Origin of the sequence: Brevibacillus sp. 1238, assembly GCF_029892995.1 — a bacterium.
Lineage (GTDB): Bacteria > Bacillota > Bacilli > Brevibacillales > Brevibacillaceae > Brevibacillus > Brevibacillus parabrevis.
Map to the genome: position 1 here is coordinate 502,851 of NZ_JARXWC010000002.1, position 20,002 is coordinate 522,852.

Here is a 20,002-nt window from a genome sequence, read left to right on the forward strand (position 1 = left end):
TCACGGGAGTTTTTCTTCTACCGCCCCCAACATTGTCCATAGAGGAGGGAAGAGAGTGAATGCGCCAAACCTCGCATCCATTCTTCTCTACATAGCCGTCCTGCTCCATCTGTTGCTCATGAGCGGCTGGGTCAGCGCGAAAATGTCTCAGCCCATCCAGCTTGCGATGCTCGCTTTGATGCTGCTCGCCCTGTTCGTCTTGCGGAAAAAGAAGCGAAAAACGAAGCGCCGGACCAGACGGCCGCCAGCAGAAGTGGCTGCTCTCGTGGACCGTGCCGAGGAAGGAGAGCCAGGCCAATGATTAGCGACATTCACATTCAAGCCATCCTCGATGCTTCTCATGACGGGATCATCGCAGTCGACCACGACTATACGATCATCTGGGTCAACCAGAACGCGACAGAAATACTCGGGTTGCCGTCCCATGTCGTCGGCGAAAAAATAACCCGTTACATCCCGAACTCGGACATGTTGCGCATTTTGGCGACCGGAAAAAAGGAAATCGGTGACATTGCTACCGTGCTGAATCGGCAAATTATTATCAATCGGCTGCCGATTGTCGTGAACGGAGAGATTGTCGGAGCTGTCTCGACCTTTAAAGAGATTACGGACATTCAAAAAATGGAGATGCGCATTCGCAAACAAAGCATGGAAAGCGGCTTGGAAGCCAAATTCCGCCTGGAAGATATCGTCGGGCATTCCAAAGCGATGCAAGAGGCGAAAGAATGGGCCGAAACGTTTGCCAGAACGGATGCGACTGTGCTGATTCAAGGGGAGTCAGGGACAGGCAAGGAGTTGTTCGCCCAAGGCATTCATCTGAGCAGTCAGCGAGCGACAGGGCCGTTTATCGCGGTGAACTGTGCCGCGCTTCCGGGCAATCTGCTGGAGAGCGAGCTGTTCGGTTACGAAGAAGGGGCATTTACCGGAGCGCGAAAAGGCGGGAAGCCCGGCCTGTTTGAGCTGGCTCACGGAGGGACGCTGTTTCTCGACGAGATCGGGGAAATGTCCATCACGATTCAGGCATTGCTGTTGCGCGTCCTTCAGGAAAAAAAGGTGCGCCGGGTCAGCGGCGAGCGAATCGTGCCTGTCGATGTGCGCATCATTGCCGCAACGAATCGGAATCTGGAGCAGATGATGGAAGAAAAGCTGTTTCGCTCCGACCTGTACTATCGGCTGAACGTGCTGACGTTGGAGCTGCCGCCTTTGCGCGAACGCACGGAGGACATCCCGCTTTTGATGGAGGCCATCATGGAGGAAATCGCACAGCGAGGAGACAGGCGGCTGCAAGGCGTCGATGAAGCGGTGTACCATTTTCTCGGGCAATACGACTGGCCGGGGAATGTGCGCGAGCTGCGCAATGTCGTGGAACGGATGGTGCTGTTGTGCAAAAGCGACTACTTGCGGCTGGAAGACACGCAGTTTCTGTCCAAAAAACTCGCCCGCAAACAAGCGCTCAGACAGCAGCAGGATGATGAGGAAGAGATGATTCGCAAGGTTCTGGAAGCGACAAAAGGAAACAAGCGAGAAGCAGCGAAGATGTTGGGAATGGATCGCACGACGCTGTGGAGAAAGATGAAGAAGTATGAGGAATGGAACTAATGTTGCAAACGCAACGGAAATGATGCTGGATGCAACAGGTGAGCCAACAAAATTTGTGTAATTTACAGAAAATTTAAAACATAAAGACTTGGCACGGGAGTTGCTTACTTTCAAGGCATAGCATACATACGCACACCCGTGGAAAGGGAGGGAAGCACATGTCTATGGAGCCTATCATACGTGTTGAAAACGTCTCGTTTGCCTACCAGGTGAGTCAGGACCAGCAAATCCCGGTGCTGCAAAACATCTCTCTCGAAGTGTACCCCGGTGAGTATTTGGCGATCATCGGGCACAATGGGTCTGGAAAATCGACGTTGTCCAAACACCTCAACGGCATTTTGACGCCAAAAGAGGGCGATGTCCTGGTCAATGGCATCAACACGAAGGAAAAAGCGCGGATTCACGAAGTGCGCAGCCGCGTAGGAATGGTGTTCCAGCATCCTGACAATCAAATTGTGGCGACGATTGTGGAGGATGATGTCGCATTTGGCCTGGAGAACATCGGGGTAGGCTTGGAGGAAATGAAGGAGCGGGTCGATTTCGCTCTGGAAGCGGTCGGGATGAGTGCTTTTCGCCATCGTCCGCCGCATCATCTGTCCGGCGGGCAAAAGCAGCGGATCGCCATTGCCGGCATTCTCGCGATGAAGCCGCAATGCCTCGTTCTCGATGAAGCGACGAGTATGCTCGATAGCTACGGCCGACAGGACATCCTGGCAGTCGTTCGCAAGCTGCACGGGGAAGGGATGACGATTGTGACCGTCACACACCACATGTCAGAGGTGGCGGAGGCGGACAGGGTCGTTGTGATGGAGGGCGGCCAAATCGTGCTGGAAGGAACGCCGCGAGAAGTGTTCGCGCATCAGGACAGGCTGCGCGAGCTGCATCTGGACGTTCCGGACGCAAGCCGGATCGCCGCACTGGTTCATGCGGAGCTGCCAGCGTTTGCCCCCGATCTGATCCACAATGCGGAAGTCGTGGCGGAAGTCGACCGCCTGTACGTCAGACAGGCGGAGGCGAGCGGGTCATGACACAGCCGATTGTAGACGTGCAAAAGCTGTCCCATGTGTACATGCAAGGAACCCCGCTGTCGCATGTGGCGCTGAATGAAGTCAGCCTGCAAGTGCAAGCGGGCGAGTGCCTGGCGATCATCGGTCATACAGGCTCCGGCAAATCAACCTTGATCCAGCATTTCAACGGCTTGATTCGGCCGCAATCAGGGAAAGTCATCGTGAACGGCATGGATGTTTCCCAGCCGAAAATCGACATTCGTTCCTTGCGCAGACAAGTCGGCCTCGTTTTTCAAAACCCGGAAGACCAGCTGTTCGAAAAGCTGGTCGGAGACGATGTGGCCTACGGTCCGTTTAAAATGGGACTTCCGCTGGAAGAAGTGAAAAACCGCGTGAAATGGGCGATGGACCTCGTTGGCCTGAACTTCCAGGAAATGAAGGATCGGCCGACCTACGCACTGAGTGGCGGTCAAAAGCGCAAGGTCGCGCTGGCTGGCGTTCTGTCTTTGCAGCCAAAAGTGCTGGTGCTCGACGAGCCTACCGCTGGTCTCGATCCCCGTTCCCGCCTGGAACTGCTCGGGCGAATCAGACGCTTGAATCGCGAAGAAGGACTGACGGTAATTTTTGTTTCCCACAACATGGAAGAGGTATCGCAGCTCGCGGACCGCGTCTACGTGATGGCAAATGGCAAGGCGGTCTGCGAAGGAACGCCGCGGCAAATTTTCGGAAACCAGGAGCTGCTGCGCGAGCATCATATCGGCACGCCGGAATCGGTCGATATTTTGTACCGTCTGCGCGAACGCGGCTACGACATCAATCCGGGAGCGTTTTTGCCGGAAGAAACCGCCTGCGAAATTTTGAAGCTGATCCAACGCTAGGGAGGGGAGTCCATGTCTGCGGAATTTGAATTGACGCGCAATATTACCATCGGCCAGTATTTGCCGACTGCTTCTGTCGTGCATCGCCTCGACCCCCGGTTCAAGCTTGGCGCTTTTGCCATCCTGATCGTAGCGATTGCCATCTGCAACACATACGTCGGCAACCTGTTTGCGCTGGCGGTGTGCCTGTGGCTGTTCCAGGTATCGAAAATCCCGCTGCACTACGGCATTTCCGGCATCAAGCCAGCGATTCCGTTCATCATTATTTTGGCCATCATGCAATTGCTTTTTTACGGCGAGATCGCCAATGGCGGCACAGTCTACTTCCAGTACGGCATTATCTCGATCTCCAGCGAAAGCATCCGGCTCGTCATCGTCTCGGCGATGCGCTTCGTGGAAGTGATTTTCCTCTCCAGCGTGCTGACGCTGAGCACCTCGACGACCGAGCTGACACACGGGATGGAGCGGCTTTTGGGGCCGTTGGAAAAAGTCAAGTTTCCCGTCCATGCGTTTGCCTTGATCATTACGATCGCGATTCGCTTCGTCCCGACGTTTGCGATGGAAATGGAAAAAATGATGAAAGCGCAGGCTTCGCGCGGCGCAGACTTCGGCACGGGCGAGTGGTGGCGGATCGTGCAGCGCACCAAAGACATGTTCCCGATCATCATCCCGCTATTCAATGTCGCGCTGTCCCGCGCCGAGGATCTGATTTTGGCGATGGAAGCAAGGTGCTATATGCCAGGTGCATCCCGGACGCGTTATACGCAGTACAAGGCCAAAGGCATCGACTATGCGGCGCTGGTTGCAAGCGTAGTCATTTCCGTCGTCATGCTGGGGATACCGTGGTAGTATTCGGGAGTTCTCCCTACAGAGGGTTCCATATCAATCGCAGGTAAAAGGAGGAGTAAGCATGGAAAAAGGATTGACCGTACGCAAGATCGTCATTGCCGGGGTTCTCGGAGCGATTGCGATTTTGCTCGGGGTGACGCGCCTCGGCTACATTCCTGTTCCTACGGCGGCAGGCAATGCCACCATCATGCACATCCCGGCAGTCATTGGCGGCATCATGGAGGGCTGGGGCGTTGGAATGATCATTGGTCTCATTTTTGGAGTTTCTTCCTTCCTGAACGCCACTGTTCCGCTCTTTAAAGATCCGCTGGTAGCGATCCTCCCGCGCTTGTTTATCGGGGTGACGGCGTATTTGACCTACGTCGGGTTGAAAAATGTCAACCAGTACCTCGCCATTGGCGCAGCCGGATTCATCGGAGCGTTGACGAACACCGTCCTGGTGCTCGGGCTGGCCGTAATTCGCGGCTACATGCCATTCGGGGTAGCGGCGACGGTTGCCGTTACGAACGGTTTGCCGGAAGCGGTCGTTTCCGTGATCGTCACCTTGGCGGTCGTGGCAGCGTGGAAAAAGCTTGGAAGCTCCGGGAGACAAAAATCAAAAATTTCAGGAGATTTTTAGCCAATGACAGGAACGATTGTCGACGTGCCAGGCGTCAAAGTCGGGCACGCCCAAAACGAAGAAGCATTGACAGGCTGCAGCGTCATTTTGCTCGACAAGCCGTCTGTCTGCGGCGTGGATGTCCGGGGTTCTGCCCCGGGCACCCGCGAGACGGATTTGCTTGACCCGCTCAATCTCGTGAGCGTCGTGCATGCCATCTGCCTTTCCGGAGGCAGCGCGTACGGCCTCGACGCCGCCACAGGGGTTATGCAGTATCTAGAGGAAAAAGGCGTTGGTCTGGATGTTGGCTACGGGGTCGTGCCCATCGTGCCTGCTGCGGTTTTGTTTGATCTTGCCGTCGGGGATCATCGGGTGCGGCCGGATCGCCACATGGGCTATCAGGCGGCAGCGGCGGCGACTTCGGAAGCGGTCAGCGAAGGAAATGTCGGCGCGGGTACAGGCGCTTCGGTGGGCAAGCTGAACGGGTTTGCCAACGCGATGAAAAGCGGTCTGGGCAGTGCTTCGCTAAGCTTGCCGAACGGTCTGGTCATCGGTGCGCTCGTCGCAGTCAACGCGGTCGGGCATGTGATGGAGCCAAAGACGGGCGAGATTCTCGCAGGCCCTTTGGATGAGCACCGCGAGATTCGCGACAGCGTGGACATGATGCTCCAACACGCTTTTTCCCCGATTCCCCCGGGCACGAACACGACGATTGCCGTCGTCGCCAGCAATGCGAAGCTGACCAAGGCCGGGGCGCAAAAAGTCGCGCAAATGGCGCACGACGGGCTTGCCCGCACCATTCGGCCGATCCATACGATGTACGATGGCGACACGATTTTTTCCGTCGCGACAGGAGAGATGGAAGCTGCGGTAGATGTAGTGGGAGCCTTGTCGGCAGATGTGCTGGCTGCGGCTGTCGTGAACGCGGTCAAGGCGGCGAAAGAAGCGGGCGGTCTTCCGGCCTACAGCAGCTTTCACAACTGACGAAAACAGAAAACAGCCTATTGATCACGCATAGGGACGCAGGGGAGGAGACGGTCTGATGAATCAGGTAATATCCTTTGTAGACGAGCAAGAGGTTGTGCGCTTGACGCAGGAGCTGGTGCGGATTCCGAGCGTGTTTCGCCCGGAGCAGGCGGGGGCAAACGAGGAGCGGGTCGCTTTGTTTGTGGCCGATTACCTGCGCAAGATGGGGCTGCAAGTCTTTTACGAAGAAGTCGTTCCAGGACGTCCGAATGTCATCGCTTTTTACGACTCGGGCAGACCGGGGAAAACGTTGCTGTTCGAAGCGCATACCGACGTCGTGACAGAAGGCGATCGCGATGCCTGGAGCTACGATCCGTTCGGTGCGGCTATTTCCGGCGGGCGGATTTACGGACGGGGCGCGTGCGATACAAAAGGAAACCTCGCCGCCGCGATTTGCGCGGTCAAGGCCATTCAACGTTCCAAGGAAGCGTTTGCGGGCAAAATTTTGTTGTGCATCCCGTGCGATGAAGAAGGCATGATGATCGGGATCAAGGACTTTATCAAAAGGGGCTGGGCAAAAGGCGTCGATGCCGCCATCATCTGCGAGCCGGAAGAAAACCAGCTGTGCATCACCCAAAAAGGAGCGATGCGGGCGATCTTGCGTACATATGGCAAAATGGCGCACGGCGCGATGCCGCTGACAGGGATCAATCCCAATACGCGGATGGCCCGAGCCATCGTGGCCCTGGAAGAGCTGGAGCGCCGGGAGATGGCGAGACTGGGCGAGCACCCGATGCTTGGCTGGCCGAGCATTACGCCAACGATTGTTCAGGCGCCGGTCAAAGGCGATGCGCAAATCAACGTCGTGCCCGATCAGTGCATGACGACGCTGGATATTCGGACTGTTCCCGGACAAGAGCATGAACGGCTCCACGAAGAGATGCAAGCGATTTTGCAAGCGTTGGCCAGAGAGGACGACAAATTCAAGGCGACACTGGAAGTCATCGAGGAGCGTCCGTGGACGTTGACCGCGATGGAAGCGGAAGTCGTCACGTCCGTTGCCAGCGCCTACCGCGAGATCACCGGAAAGGCACCGATTTACAACGGAGTGCCGGGAGCGACGGACGGAACCTTTTTGCACAAGGCCGGAATCCCGATCTTGACGACCGGAGCGGGCGATCGCCACATTCCGCATCATGCCGATGAGTACGTGGACATTGATGAGTTGGTGGAATCGACTCAGCTGTTTGCCTTGTCTGCCTTGACCTTCTTGACACAGCCTGTCCGTGCGTGAGAAAAAGCTGACTTTGCCAAAGCGTGTGGCAAAGTCTTTTTCGCGTTGCAATTTGATAAAAACTTGCTTAATCTATCCAAATTTTTTTACAATAGAGACTGATACATACGCAAGAGGAGGCCGGGCCTATGAATATGCGCTGGAATTTGGATGTGTTGTACACATCGTTTGATTCGCCGGAGTGCAAGCAAGACTGGGAGAAACTTTGCCGGGAGATGGACGAGGTAAAAAGCTGGGCGCAAGCGAGCCTGCAAACGGCAGATGGCGCTGTGCAAAAGATGGAGACATACATTGCGAAGATGACTTCGATTTTGCAGACGCAATATCGCTTGTACGCTTATGGCGAACTGACCGCGAGCGTTGACGCCAAAAATGAAAAAGCGCTGCAATTCATCGAGAAAATCCAGGATCAGTCTGTTGAACTGGTGGAGCCGGGCGTCCTGTTCCAAAAATGGCTCGGCCAACTGGACAATCTGAGCGAGCTGATCAGCCAGTCCGACCTGCTGGAAACCCATCGCTACATGCTGACGGAACTGTCCGAGAAGAGCAAGTACATGCTCAGCGAAAAAGAAGAAATCATTTTGGCCAAAATGAAAAACACAGGTTCCAATGCCTGGACGAAGCTGCAAGAAATGCTGACGTCGACGCTTTTGGTCGACATTACCATCGACGGAGAGGCGAAGCAATTGCCGTTGCCTGTCGTTCGCAACATGGCGCATGAAAAAGATGCGGCCCTGCGCAAAACGGCTTACGAGGCTGAACTGGCAGCCTACAAGAAGATCGAGGAATCGTCTGCGGCGAGCCTGAATGGGATCAAGGGCGAAGTCATTACGGTAGCGAAGCTGCGCGGCTATGAATCGCCTCTGGAAAAAACGCTGCTCGACTCGCGCATGGACAAGGCTACACTCGACGCGATGCTGACCGCAATGAAGGAAAGCTTGCCAGCTTTTACAAAATACTTCCAGGCCAAAGCGAAGCTGCTCGGCCATGAGAACGGTCTGCCGTTCTACGATTTGTTCGCTCCGGTTGGCGAAGCGGACATGCGCTTTACGTATCAGGAAGCGCGTGATTTCATCGTGAAGCACTTTGGTAGCTTTAGCGAAAAACTGGCGAATTATGCTGCCCGCGCGTTCGACAACCAGTGGATTGACGCCGAGACTCGCGAAGGCAAGCGCGGCGGAGCATTTTGCTACAACTTGCACATGGTAGGAGAAAGCCGGATCATGGCAAACTACACGGGCAGCTACAACGACGTGAGCACATTGGCGCACGAGCTGGGCCACGGCTATCACGGAGAATGTCTGGTGCAGGAAGCGTTTTACAACAGCGACTACCCGATGCCGATCGCGGAAACCGCGTCGATTTTGTGCGAGACGATCATCGCCAAAGCGGCGTTGGCTCAGGCAACCCCGGAAGAAGCCTTTTCGATTTTGGAAAATGACATCTCCGGTGCAAGCCAGGTCATCGTCGATATTTACAGCCGTTACTTGTTTGAAAGCGCTGTGTTTGCCCGCCGTTCCGAAGGCTCCCTGTCGGTTGGCGAGTTGAAGGAACTGATGCTGCAAGCGCAAAAAGACGCATATGGAGCAGGGCTGGATTCTTCCGTGCTGCATCCGTACATGTGGGTGTGCAAACCGCACTACTACAGCGCCGATTTCAACTTCTACAACTTCCCGTACGCATTTGGCCTGCTGTTTGCCAAAGGGCTATACGCCGAGTATGTGAAGCGCGGTGAAGCGTTTGTGCAGCAATATGACGAGCTGTTGTCCGTGACCGGAAAAATGAGCATCGCCGACGTCGCTGCGATTATGGACGTAGATGTTCGCTCCGTTGACTTCTGGCGCAACTCGCTCGCCCTGATTGCCAAAGATATCGATACGTTTGTAGAGCTGGCGGCTGCGCGCGCCTAGCTGCAGGAAAAAGCCCGATCTGAGCATCGGGCTTTTTTTTGTGCGCATAGCAACTTGCTGACAGGGAGAAAGTAAGAAAAAACAAATGAGGTGATCACGTGGTAAACGGATTGCAGTTACTCGACCTACTACGGGAAACAGAGAACAAAATGCTGCATCTACATAGAGCTATCGACAGGGTCAGCAGCGAACCGGATTTCAAGGAATCGGTCAGCGTTCTCACCGTAGTGGTGCGCGATTACCAGCTTCAGCTCGACAAAATGAAGCAAGCTCTGGGCAAGATCGAAATCGGGGCGAACCAACAGCCGCCCCAGGCAGGACATAACACCGAAATTCACTGAGCCGATCCAACATGCGAACAGCCCACAACCTGATGACAGGTGTGGGCTGTATGCGTGGATTCCTTATTGCAGATCGATGTAGCGCTTGACGCCGTAAAATGGATACAGCTTGTGCATGTATTCCACTTTTCCGTAGCGAACGTCATCCCCGTTTGCGTGGACGATCGTTCCGTTCCCCAAGTAAATCGCTACGTGGGAAACGCGTCCTTTTCCAAGCGCATCATAGAAGAGCAGATCGCCCGGCTGGGCTTGATCCAGCGGAATCGATGTCCCGCCGCGGAATTGTTCTTCGGATGTGCGAGGAAGTGTAACCCCAAGGCGGTTAAAAACGTAAGAAGTAAAGCCGCTGCAATCAAATCCGTCCGGCGTGGTCCCGCCAAGCACGTACGGAGTTTTCAGCAAAGGTTCAAAAATCGTTTCCAGATGCTTCAGGCTGGCGGAATCAACGTCACCAGAAAAAGTAACATCCGGAGTGAGCTTTGGACTCAGGTAAGAGGTGAAGACGTACGCTTCATCATCTTCAAATTCGATTTTTGTCCATTCACTGCCAGTTTGGACGACCTCAACTACATCACCAAATTTGAGCTTGCCTAATACTTTTGCATCGGTGGACGCTTTTTTGCGAACATTGAGAACGTCAACCGTCACACGAGCCTTTTCGCCAGCGGTCAATTCTGCTGGTTCTTCCTGCGCGAAGTCGGAAGGCGCGGTTACGACATCATGAGGAGCGTCGGAGTCACCACTTGTCGACAGACTGCCATCAGGCAAAGACAACGTCTGACCAATCGACAGCTGGTCGCTTTGCAGTTGGTTGACTTGCATGAGCTGGCTCACGGTAGTCTGGTGCTCGCGGGCGATTTTACTCAACGTATCACCTGCTGATACCACATACACTCCTGAGGCGGCGTGGGCAGCAGTAGGCAGCAGAGTGAAGAGGGCGAGGGAGGTGAGTAGCTTCGAAGTAAGTTTCATATCATCGTCTCCACCAATCTACTATTTTCTGCATATCTAGATAAAATTCTAGCGGATTTTCAATGGTAAATCTATGAAAAAATGATGTTTTAAAAAAGATTTCAAAAACTATTGCATAATTGATAGGGAACATGCTATATTACAAGAGTGCCCACGAGAGTGAGCAAAAAATGGAAAAACCACATGGAGCTGTGGTGAAGTTGGAGTTCACGCCGGTCTGTCACACCGGAGGTCGCGGGTTCGAGTCCCGTCAGCTCCGCCATTCTTTTACGAGAAGCACGGCGAAAAGCAAATCAGCAAACATGCCGGTATAGCTCAATTGGTAGAGCACCTGACTTGTAATCAGGGGGTTGTGGGTTCAAGTCCTATTGCCGGCACCATATTTTCATATGCGGTCGTGGCGGAATTGGCAGACGCGCTAGATTCAGGTTCTAGTGGTGGCAACACCGTGGAGGTTCAAGTCCTCTCGACCGCATCATTTGCGAACATAATAAAAGACCCTTAAATTGCTTAGTTTCGTAATTTAAGGGTCTTTTATTTATCGTCACCGCTCCGGCTAGATTCCTCGGCGATTCCGTTGCTGCCTGTACTCTTTTGGAGAATACTGGTGAACCTATGAGCAATTAGAGTTAAAATAGACATGTTGGCTTATTCTATGAGGGAGGGAAGGGATGAAATATTTTCTGCTCGGACATACCTATCCGGACGGCGGCTACATCGATGGCGATGTCGTATTTGACCCTCCGCTGGAAGCATACTACCAAGTCGGGGCATGCAGTAACGACCTCAGGGGCTTTTTTTGCATCGGTTGAATTGGCTGCGCTCTTGAAGCTTCATAAATGTGACGTACAGATCATACAAGCAGATACGCGCTACTCCAACGGCAAAAATACCGAGAAAACATATTTTCTCGTTCATGCAGAGCAACGCTTGTCCTGCTTTGACTATCAGCAGTCGGAATACGCGGGCAAGGCTCTGGCTCTGGAGCGGCTTGCGCAGGGCGAGCATCCCGATAGCTTCTTAGTCAAGGGAGTCCGGTCCGTAGTTATTGATGAGAAGTGCGCGGCAGACGCCGATTTCTTTTTTCTCAAGAACGTTGTTCTGGTTGACCCGATCGTGTCGGAGACGCTTGCCAAGTCGATGTTAAACGAGCGCTTGAAGGTGCACCTGGAAGAGCTTGTCATCAAATAAAACCGGGTCATCCGCATGCGTTACAGACGTTTCTTCATCCCGCAGGTTAATTTCTGAGACGGACAGCTCGACGTTGCTTGGTATGAGGTCAATGTCGTACGTTACCAACAGGTGACTACGGGATTTTTTCTGTGAAAAACGTCTCGGCGTTTTTAGGAAAGTGGATGTGACCGCTCATGACCTGTATGCTTGAAAAATTCAACGTGCTTATCGTTTTTAAAATGGAAAGATCCCAGCCAAAGTTTGTCATTGGCCGGGATCTTTTTCACTTCACAACTTTGCGTATCGTGTGTATGAACATAAGTGTTGTACGTAATTAACAATAATGATGTACAACTTGATCATTGCAAACCATTGAATTTGCTTGCCAGTGTCACGGAGCGAAGCGTTGTGTGTTTAGACCATTACTTTTCGCACAAAAAGCGCGTTCGGATATTCTTTGGTTTCCAGGAAAACGCGAGGTCGAGTTTTTGTGATGATCTTCCAATGATTAATCCAAACTCTCCCTTTTGGGGCGAGGCGGTTTTGTAGAGAACAGACTAATAGACCATTTTTCGCATCCAATCCAGATGGCGTGTTCGCTTTATTTATTTTGACAACGACACAATCGCCTACACGCAGATTCGGATTGGTAGTAGAGGGACATTTTAAGGCGAACGTCGGGTTATTGATGGTCCGCAGCACCTGGTTCACATTTTGCAATTTGCGTGTTTGCCGTACGAGTTTGCCAGTCTTTTGATTCACGACGAAATGAATGATTGTAACGGTATTCGGCGGCTTGTTGCCATCCGCAATCGGCGCAGTCAAAACTCCGTCATGCACTTTCCAAACGCCCGCTTGTTTGTACACGACTCCGACGCATTCTCCTTTTTTCAGATTGAGGTTTGGATTTGCCATCGTTTGGATCGCTTCCTTTCTAGTATCCAATACACTTCAAAGGGTGGGGCAACAGACCTGATCCTGTTACGGAAAATTCAACAATAGGCAGGCAAGTTTAAATAGGGGGACTTGTAACGGGGAATGTAACCGCCATTTGTAGTCCCCTGCAATCTTGCATTTAGTTACGGCAAGTATATTTAAATTCAGGGCCTGTTTGAATAAAGTAACCGCTGCGCACTTGCCCTGCCCAGTTTTGCAAAGCTTCCTTCCACTGGACACTATCAAAAAACTCATTCACGGTTACACCGGTTGAAGAGTGCCAGGTCAGTGGCGTGTAGGGAGCAAGCGGACCGGCATCACCCCAAATTCCTCCTGCTGAAATCGTATCTTGTTTCACAAGGAGCAAAGGGAGCCCGTATTGCAGTGCCATGGAAGGTTCAATCTGCAAGAAGGGGGTATAAGGTTCTCCTTGACCTGTTGCACTTGTTGGCTTTAATAAAGCAGCTGCCGCACCGTAACTGGAGTTGATCATCGTCCGGATATTTTCCAAGGTTGTATTCGGATATTGGTCGGTGTTCGGTATCGTCCTAGGAAAAAGCAGAACTTTTTTGATTTCCTTAAACATCCGAATGATGAATTTTTGCTCCGGTGATAACGGTGGCTGCGATGGTCCAAGAGTAAACAGGTTTTGGTGGCTAAAAAAAACAGGGATTCGAAAAAACGCGCTTGCCGCTTCATTTAAATCATTCATATCAGCGTAAGTCTGTCTATACTCTTCGTTGGATAAAGGTTCCTTTAAAGAGCTATCGGTATATTTTACCTTTAGTTTGTCTTTGCTCAATTTATTTCACCTCCATGCGATAATCTATTCGAAAATGCAGATGGGGGATTGGACAAAAAAACGAATGAATCGTAATTGGTCTGTTCCCCATTCGCGGGGCAAAGGAAAGAAAAGGAGCGAGATGATCGATGGGCAGGAAGCTATTTTTGTTCCAGGGTACACTTGTCCGTTGCCGACTTTTTGTTTCCAGCATTTGTTGATAGAGGAGGTGACAAGCGATGGCAGTAAAAAAATCTTCCCCTGTCAAGAAACTGAAACTGAAGCATAAACCTAAGAGAATCCGCGCGCGAGTGATTCGTCTCGAAAGATTCTCCTTGAGCGGCAATGTAGGTGGGGCCAAGTCCTTTCAAATCGCTCCGAAGCAACGAAGGAACATTCAAGTGATCACAGTCGGGATCATTTCTTCGGCTTTTCTCGTGCTGAACGCTGCACGTTTTCATTTCCAAAACCGGAGTATACGACTGAGAGTGCAAGTGCGGGGAGCGCAAGCCTTTTTTCAGTCAACGTCCAGCAAACAGGATTTTCCGGGACCGAACAAAGTGCTGTTTGTTGAATCGGAGGAAGCGCGAGCAGTGGAGCTTGTGATTTCGGCTGTAAACGTCGGCAATAGCCCTGCTTTCCTGCATCCGCAAGATGGCTGGTGGCTGGATTTTCTCATCAACAAGCAAGGCTAGAGACGAAGGATTTTTACGATAGAGCGGATCTTCATGATGGGAAGACAGCAAGCTCAGCAAAATGGTCAGATGATTCGTACAACAAAAAGAGTAATAACCTCAAACTGACTGCGGTCAGTTTTTTGTTGCTGCTTACATTTTCGCATGGTATTATGTTTTTGTTCCAAAAACTGACTGTGGTCAGGTATTGAGAGAAGTCATTCGAAAGGTGGGACGTTTGTGAGCCGAAGAGAAGAGATTAAAAAAGTCGCGGTCAGTCATCTTCTGCAGTACGGGTTCGAGGGAACGAAGCTTGCGGATATTGCCGATGCGGTCGGGATTAAGAAGCAGTCGATGTACGCGCATTTTGCCAGCAAAAAAGAGCTTGTCATAGAGATTCACGAGGAAGCGACCAAGCAGGAGATGGCTTTTCTGACCTCTTTCTTCGATGAGCACAAGGGGGAGCCGATGCGCCCGCTGCTTGATCGGTTTGTGATCGAAATGAAAGACCGCTATCTGGACAATCAAAATGTCAAGCTGATGTTTCTGATGGCTTTTATGCCCCCGGAGCAATTGCGGGAGCTGTTCATTACAATGTATGAATTGTACTCGTATCACCTGCTGCATTTGCTGGAGCTTGCTTTCCGGAGAGACTCGACTATTCAGGCCGACGCCAAGGCGAGCGCTTTGGCTGTGCATACCATTTACGAAGGGGCGACCGCCAAGCTCATTTTCGAAAATCCGGATTATTTTCTCCATGTGACAAATACGACCTTTTCTTTGCTTTGGCGAGGACTTGTTCCCGGCAGCGACGGGCGGGAAGAGTGAGTCTGGCCAGTTTCAGCTCATCGAATAGAGGTGCAGGCATGAATACCAATCAAGATCATAACCAATTGTTGTCTTTGGAAAACGATTCTGTGGGGAAAGTATTTGTCCGTTACTTGGTTCCTTCTGTCATCGGTATGCTCATGATGTCAGTGAACGTTGTCGTGGACGGCATTTTTGTCGGGCAACGGCTTGGTGAAGTGGCGCTTGCCGGTGTCAACGTTACATTTCCGCTGTTCTCCATCTATTTTGCCTTATCGTTGTGGATCGGCATCGGAGGGGCGACGATCTGCTCGCGTCATTTGGGAGCCAAGCAAATCAAGGAGGCACGCTCCGTATTTACCCATTCGTTGACGCTGATTTTCGGCTTGACGTTGCTGCTGGCAGCGCTCGCTTTCCTGTTTCGCGAGCCGTTGGCCGTCTTTCTCGGGGCGAACGACGATACGTTGCCTTATGTGAAGGAATATATGAACGTACTGCTGGTCGGCGGGTTCGCCATTACTGTGCAAAACACGTTCAGTGTCTTCGTCCGCAACGACGGAAACCCGAATCTGGCGATGATATCGCTACTCGTCACCGCATTTTTCAATATTCTTTTGAACTATGTGTTTCTGTTTGTGCTCGATTACGGAGTAGCGGGCTCAGCACTTGCCCTCGTCATTGCCGCGACTTTGGGAGCTGTCGTGTTGTCGCTGCATTTTTTACGCAAGGATAGTGCATTGCGCTTCGCCGTTCCCCGTTTTTCCCGGGAACTTTCGAAAGAAACGTTTACGATTGGCTTTCCCAGTTTTGTGGCGGAAATCGGCATCGCCGTCTTTACCGCAGGCTATAACATGGCGATGGTACGCTGGGCAGGAACCGTTGGCGTATCTGCGTTCTCGATCTTGAATTACATACATAGCGTCATGCTGATGACGTTTCTCGGGATGGGCTCGGCCATCCAGCCGTTGATCAGCTATTATCGGGGAGCGAAGCTGGTGGAGCGGCAAAAGGCGACAATGAGGATCGCCGTTCGCACCGCTTTTGGAACCGGGCTTGTTGTATTTCTGATCGGGCTGGTCGCCGCGCACGGCATCGTCGCAGCATTCGGTTCGTTCGCCGAAGAAGTGCAAGAGCTGGCTGTTACGGGCATTCGCCTGTTTTTCGCAGGGTATTTGTTTATGGGCATCAATTTTGTCATGATGACGTATTTCCAGGCGACGGATCAGGTGCGGATGGCAACCTGGATTACAGTAGCTCGTGAAATGCTGCTGATGGTCGCCATTTTGCTCACGCTGCCTCATTGGCTCGGCACATCGGGGATTTGGCTGGCGATTCCGCTTTCGGAGCTGATCGTTTTGCTGACGGTCTACGCTTACGTGCGTCGACGTTCCAGAAGCTTGCCAGCAACTGGCTCGTCCATACGCGGAACATTGGAAGGGTGACTGGTGCCAAGGCTGAAAGAACGAACAACTTACAGGAAGCTTGGCAATACACGCGCTGCTACGCAGGGTTACTTGAAGCTAATATTTCCTACTAATACAAATTTTTTCTTTCCATCCTTCTACCATTTCTGTCAATTGGTCAAAAAGATCGGGGATTTGGCGGCGTAGAAGTGCGGGAGCAAGCCGTCATGCGGCGGAGCCAAGGCTTTTATGCTAAAATGAAGCGACCTGATATCTTTTTTGAAAGCAGGAACCAAAACATGAGCACTACCAAGAAAGCCCCTGTACATAGTCTGATTGCCGATATTTTCAAAACGTTGGCTTTTACGTACCGGGAGATTTTCCTTTTCGAGCTGCTGTACAAGGTCATCACGATATTCATATTCATTCCGGCGATTTCGTTCGTCTTCCACAGTCTGCTTCGGTTGGGTGGATACGCTGGTGCGACGAATTACGAGCTGCTGTCTTTCGTTATGAGCAGGTACGGTTTTTTATGCATGCTGATATTAATTCCTGCCGCTACGATATTGATCTTTTTGGAATTCTCGGTGCAGATTATAATCTCGTATTATGGGCAAAAGAGACAGAGAATCGGACTGATTCCGGCATTTTTGCAATCTGTTTCGTATATCCCTTCGCTTTTCAAGTACGGTTTTGTTGGCTGGGCCGTTTACTTGCTGCTGTTTTTGCCCCTGTTGAGCGCGGGAGGAGGCTCCACCTTGCTGCCTTCCTTGCAAATTCCGAACTTTATTTCGGGAGAGCTGTTGAAAACGGGCTGGGGAACGCTGCTTTATGCAGGGGTGTTTGCCGTCCTGACCTTTTTCAATATCAGGTGGACTTTCCTGTTGCATATGATCGTCATCGAGGGAACGAGCAGCTTCCGGCAGGCCGCCAAAAGAAGCGCAGCGATCCTGAGAAAGAGCTACCTGAAAATGTTTGTGGTGCTGCTGTCCGTTTTTCTGTTGTTTATCATCGTCGTAGTCTTGATCCTGGCCGTAGTGATTTTCCTCTACGTCATGTTGCCGCAAGGGGAAGCTTTTGCCGAAACGGCGCGATCTGTCGTATCGAAGGGCGTTGTCATTGCGTTGTACCTGGCGATTTTGTTTGTATCGCCCATTTACATCACCACGCTGACCCGTATATACATGGCGAAAGCGGACCCGCGGCATGCCGTCTTGCAAATGCCGGAAGGAAGCGCCGTTGAAAACCGTTCACCCCAGAGCTATCAGCTGTTTCACAGGCATGGAAAAAAGCTGATTGCGTTCGGGTCGATCATCGCCTTCGGAACGGCAATGGTGCTGGCTCCCGCCCTCAGCGAAGTGGCCCCTGGCGAGCAAAAGTTGACGGTGATGGCCCATCGCGGCTATGTTGCGGAAGGCCCCGAGAATACGATCGAAGCGATTCAAGGCGGGATAAATGCTCGCGCGGATTATGCAGAAATAGACATCCTGGAAACGAAAGACGGGCAACTGGCTGTCATTCACGACACCAATCTGAAAAGACTGACGGGGCGCAACGCAGAAGTGTATGAGTTGACGATGGATGAGCTAAGGCAGCTTGAGGTCAAGCAAGGCACTTTCACAAGCCGGATCAGCACCCTCGAAGAAGTCATGCAGGTCGCTCGCGGAAAAATCAAGCTGAATATAGAAGTGAAAACACACGGGGAAGAACGCGACCTGGTCAACACATTTATCAAGACCATCCGCGCCAATGATTTTCAGAACGAATGCGTCGTCCAGTCGCTGGATTATGGAATCGTTCAGGAGTTAAAAGAGGCGGCTCCAGAGCTTCAGGTCGGGTTCATCATGTTCGCCGGGGTCCCTGATCTGGAACAGCTCCATGCCGATTTTGTCGTCATGGAAGAATATATGGTCAACGAATCCATCGTCGCTTCTGCCAAACAACATAACAAACCTCTCTACGTATGGACGGTGAACGACAGGGACAATATGGAGCTTTTTTTCAGTATGGGCGTGGATGGGATTATCACGGATGAGCCGGAGGAAGCGTTGTCCGTTGTGGAAGAGCTGAGAAGTGGATCTGTGGTTTCGTTCACCAATTGGCTGACTTTCCTGCGGATTTAGCGAGCAAAGGACAGTCCGCGCAGATGCAGTCTGATTTGATAACGATTATTTCCAATAATCGGATATATCTGCTTCTATGTGCCGTTCTATCTTTTGTTGTTGGACGGAGGTGGAGTTTGTAGAACTCGTAGAAAAGACGAGTGCATCTACATTGTGGCGCTTGTCCGATAATTTTCTTTGACTCGAAAACGATTTGTGTTACAATAACAAAGGCGATTGAGACGGAAACAGTCTTGATCACACCAACTTTCGCATTCTCTAACAGATTGCCTGGACGCGGTCCAGGTTTTTTTATGGGTTTTTCACAAAAATGCATCTGTACAAAATAAAAAGGGGCTGTCCCACAAGTCGATTTTCGGCTGAGGGACACCCCTTGTTTAGTGAGGGGCGTCTATTTTTTCGACAAATTTTAACACAAAATGCCAAGAAGCTTAACGATACTGGTATAAAATACCCATATAACGCAATCATTTGAGAAACAATGAGTAATTATTCCTAGTTATGTCTGCGGTTAAGGCAGAAGATGATGCAACGTAATAGCGGCTTTGCGTAAGTAAGAGATTAAGAAGTATCAGGCTTAGAAGATCAGGAGGGAAAGCGCCTTGTTAAAGACAACAAGAAGCCTGTGGAGCAAAGTTTCAATGAGCTCGAAAAAGAGCATCGTTGCAGAGACGGAAATAGTTCCTTTCTCAACACAATTGGCCAGTTCCGCTTTTGATGAAAGAATCGAAAAGTTTGTGGCGTGTACAGAGGAAATTAACGAATTTGTGTTTGCCTCTTCCTCGGAACTACTGGAGGAAATCAAGGGCGTTCGAAATGGAATCGATCAAATCTTTTTGGCTACCTCGGAGCTTGCCAAAGGAGCTGTCAATAATTGCAATTCCATTGAGCGGGCTGCTGTTTCCGGCAAGAGTATTCTGGATATTATTGAAAAGATTTCAGGCGATTTGACAACGTCTGCCATCATGGTCAGGCAAGTGAATCAAGCGATTGAGGAAGGCAACTTGATGATTGAGAAGCAAAAAGAAACCATGAGAATAAACATGATGGTCATTGAAAATCTGGTCGCTTCCATGAGTAATGTGAAGCAAAAAGCCAGTCAAATCGAAAAAATTACCAAACTAATCGATGAGATTGCTCAGCAAACCAATCTTCTCTCCATTAATGCTTCGATTGAGGCTGCACGAGTTGGGAAGAACGGGAGCGGGTTTGCTGTGGTAGCCAGTGAAATCCGCAAGCTGTCGGATGATTCTAAGAAGCAAGCGACTGGGATTAATAAGATCATTTTCGACATTAATGAAGCAATTGGCATTACGTATTCGGAGTTTGAAACCATTAATGAGATTGTACATGATCAGAATGAAGTAGTGGCTAACGTTACTGCTTCTTTTGCTACCATTGGTCACTCCGTTATTCATATCGATGAAGATATCCATAACACGATGCGCGAAATGAGAAGCTTGAATGAAAATATGCAGCATGTGCAAGCTTTATTCGAAAATATTGGGGCAGTTTCTCAGGAAACGGCTGCTTCTACGGAACAAGTGTCAAGTACCATAGCGGAGCAGTCTGGGTATATCAAAAGTGCTAGTATCAAAATTCAAGAACTGAACAATATGGCAGAAGAGATGCGCCGAGTTGTAGAAGAGTTCAAAGAAATCTAAATAGGTGAACCAGCGTTGTTCACAAAC

20 protein-coding genes and 3 tRNA genes are annotated in these 20,002 nt (G+C 51.1%); 20 read left to right on the forward strand and 3 right to left on the reverse strand.

The features are described 5' to 3' along the window. Positions 1–55: 55 nt before the first annotated feature. The 10 genes from M2298_RS06330 to M2298_RS06375 all read left to right on the forward strand — a co-directional run bounded on the left by M2298_RS06330 (position 56) and on the right by M2298_RS06375 (position 9,442). Complete coding sequence (locus tag M2298_RS06330; RefSeq protein ID WP_122963472.1) at positions 56–301, forward strand: LPXTG cell wall anchor domain-containing protein; 246 nt, start codon at positions 56–58, stop codon at positions 299–301. Further along, complete coding sequence (locus M2298_RS06335) at positions 298–1,599, forward strand: sigma-54 interaction domain-containing protein (protein ID WP_122963471.1); 1,302 nt, start codon at positions 298–300, stop codon at positions 1,597–1,599. The genes M2298_RS06330 and M2298_RS06335 overlap by 4 nt, the downstream gene beginning before the upstream one ends. 158 nt (positions 1,600–1,757) lie before the next feature. Beyond that, a complete protein-coding gene (locus M2298_RS06340) occupies positions 1,758–2,627 on the forward strand; it encodes an energy-coupling factor transporter ATPase (RefSeq protein ID WP_173595864.1) in 870 nt (289 codons plus the stop codon). Beyond that, positions 2,624–3,484: an energy-coupling factor transporter ATPase gene (locus tag M2298_RS06345; RefSeq protein ID WP_122963469.1), complete on the forward strand. Its 861-nt coding sequence runs from the start codon at positions 2,624–2,626 to the stop codon at positions 3,482–3,484. Before M2298_RS06340 ends, M2298_RS06345 begins: the two co-directional genes overlap by 4 nt. 12 nt (positions 3,485–3,496) lie before the next feature. Next, a complete protein-coding gene (locus M2298_RS06350; protein WP_173595865.1) occupies positions 3,497–4,333 on the forward strand; it encodes an energy-coupling factor transporter transmembrane component T family protein in 837 nt (278 codons plus the stop codon). A gap of 61 nt (positions 4,334–4,394) precedes the next feature. Then, on the forward strand, positions 4,395–4,952 hold the full coding sequence (locus M2298_RS06355; protein ID WP_122963467.1) for an ECF transporter S component: 558 nt from the start codon (positions 4,395–4,397) through the stop codon (positions 4,950–4,952). A gap of 3 nt (positions 4,953–4,955) precedes the next feature. Further along, positions 4,956–5,915, forward strand: coding sequence for a P1 family peptidase (locus M2298_RS06360; RefSeq protein ID WP_280648334.1), 960 nt, complete (start codon positions 4,956–4,958; stop codon positions 5,913–5,915). A gap of 58 nt (positions 5,916–5,973) precedes the next feature. After that, positions 5,974–7,191: a M20 family metallopeptidase gene (locus tag M2298_RS06365; RefSeq protein ID WP_122963465.1), complete on the forward strand. Its 1,218-nt coding sequence runs from the start codon at positions 5,974–5,976 to the stop codon at positions 7,189–7,191. 128 nt (positions 7,192–7,319) lie between these two features. Further along, positions 7,320–9,101, forward strand: a complete 1,782-nt coding sequence (locus tag M2298_RS06370; protein ID WP_280648335.1) for a M3 family oligoendopeptidase — start codon at positions 7,320–7,322, stop codon at positions 9,099–9,101. Between the two features lie 98 nt (positions 9,102–9,199). Beyond that, positions 9,200–9,442 (forward strand): hypothetical protein, encoded by a 243-nt coding sequence (locus M2298_RS06375; RefSeq protein ID WP_063227052.1) that lies wholly within the window; start codon positions 9,200–9,202, stop codon positions 9,440–9,442. A gap of 63 nt (positions 9,443–9,505) precedes the next feature. Here M2298_RS06375 and M2298_RS06380 read toward each other — a convergent pair whose 3' ends face one another. Next, positions 9,506–10,414 carry a C40 family peptidase gene (locus M2298_RS06380; RefSeq protein WP_122963463.1) on the reverse strand — a complete coding sequence of 303 codons (909 nt, stop codon included), beginning with the start codon at positions 10,412–10,414 and terminating at the stop codon, positions 9,506–9,508. Between the two features lie 185 nt (positions 10,415–10,599). Here M2298_RS06380 and M2298_RS06385 point away from each other — a divergent pair. The 5 genes from M2298_RS06385 to M2298_RS06405 all read left to right on the forward strand — a co-directional run bounded on the left by M2298_RS06385 (position 10,600) and on the right by M2298_RS06405 (position 11,605). Then, positions 10,600–10,676, forward strand: a tRNA-Asp gene (locus M2298_RS06385). A 42-nt stretch (positions 10,677–10,718) separates the two neighbouring features. Then, positions 10,719–10,794, forward strand: a tRNA-Thr gene (locus M2298_RS06390). Between the two features lie 11 nt (positions 10,795–10,805). Next, positions 10,806–10,889: transfer RNA gene (locus M2298_RS06395), tRNA-Leu, on the forward strand. A 196-nt stretch (positions 10,890–11,085) separates the two neighbouring features. Continuing rightward, positions 11,086–11,226, forward strand: a complete 141-nt coding sequence (locus tag M2298_RS06400) for a hypothetical protein (RefSeq protein WP_280648336.1) — start codon at positions 11,086–11,088, stop codon at positions 11,224–11,226. Positions 11,227–11,239: 13 nt separating this feature from the next. Then, entirely contained in the window at positions 11,240–11,605 is a 366-nt protein-coding gene (locus M2298_RS06405) for an imm11 family protein (RefSeq protein WP_217021797.1), read from the forward strand. A 396-nt stretch (positions 11,606–12,001) separates the two neighbouring features. Here the strand turns inward: M2298_RS06405 and M2298_RS06410 are convergent, their stop codons facing one another. Both M2298_RS06410 and M2298_RS06415 read right to left on the reverse strand, forming a co-directional pair. Beyond that, positions 12,002–12,502 carry a hypothetical protein gene (locus M2298_RS06410; RefSeq protein WP_280648337.1) on the reverse strand — a complete coding sequence of 167 codons (501 nt, stop codon included), beginning with the start codon at positions 12,500–12,502 and terminating at the stop codon, positions 12,002–12,004. Between the two features lie 160 nt (positions 12,503–12,662). Beyond that, positions 12,663–13,325, reverse strand: a complete 663-nt coding sequence (locus M2298_RS06415) for a hypothetical protein (protein ID WP_122963460.1) — start codon at positions 13,323–13,325, stop codon at positions 12,663–12,665. Positions 13,326–13,543: 218 nt separating this feature from the next. On the opposite strand from M2298_RS06415, the gene M2298_RS06420 reads away from it, so the two are divergent. The 5 genes from M2298_RS06420 to M2298_RS06440 all read left to right on the forward strand — a co-directional run bounded on the left by M2298_RS06420 (position 13,544) and on the right by M2298_RS06440 (position 19,975). Further along, positions 13,544–13,999, forward strand: coding sequence for a hypothetical protein (locus M2298_RS06420; RefSeq protein ID WP_173598827.1), 456 nt, complete (start codon positions 13,544–13,546; stop codon positions 13,997–13,999). A 219-nt stretch (positions 14,000–14,218) separates the two neighbouring features. Continuing rightward, the gene (locus M2298_RS06425; protein WP_217021800.1) at positions 14,219–14,806 is read left to right on the forward strand and encodes a TetR/AcrR family transcriptional regulator; all 588 of its coding nucleotides are present in this window, start codon (positions 14,219–14,221) and stop codon (positions 14,804–14,806) included. A 38-nt stretch (positions 14,807–14,844) separates the two neighbouring features. After that, positions 14,845–16,227 (forward strand): MATE family efflux transporter, encoded by a 1,383-nt coding sequence (locus M2298_RS06430; RefSeq protein WP_280648338.1) that lies wholly within the window; start codon positions 14,845–14,847, stop codon positions 16,225–16,227. Positions 16,228–16,487: 260 nt separating this feature from the next. After that, positions 16,488–18,311: a glycerophosphoryl diester phosphodiesterase membrane domain-containing protein gene (locus tag M2298_RS06435; protein WP_173595874.1), complete on the forward strand. Its 1,824-nt coding sequence runs from the start codon at positions 16,488–16,490 to the stop codon at positions 18,309–18,311. A gap of 602 nt (positions 18,312–18,913) precedes the next feature. Then, positions 18,914–19,975 carry a methyl-accepting chemotaxis protein gene (locus M2298_RS06440; RefSeq protein ID WP_122963449.1) on the forward strand — a complete coding sequence of 354 codons (1,062 nt, stop codon included), beginning with the start codon at positions 18,914–18,916 and terminating at the stop codon, positions 19,973–19,975. Positions 19,976–20,002: the final 27 nt, after the last annotated feature.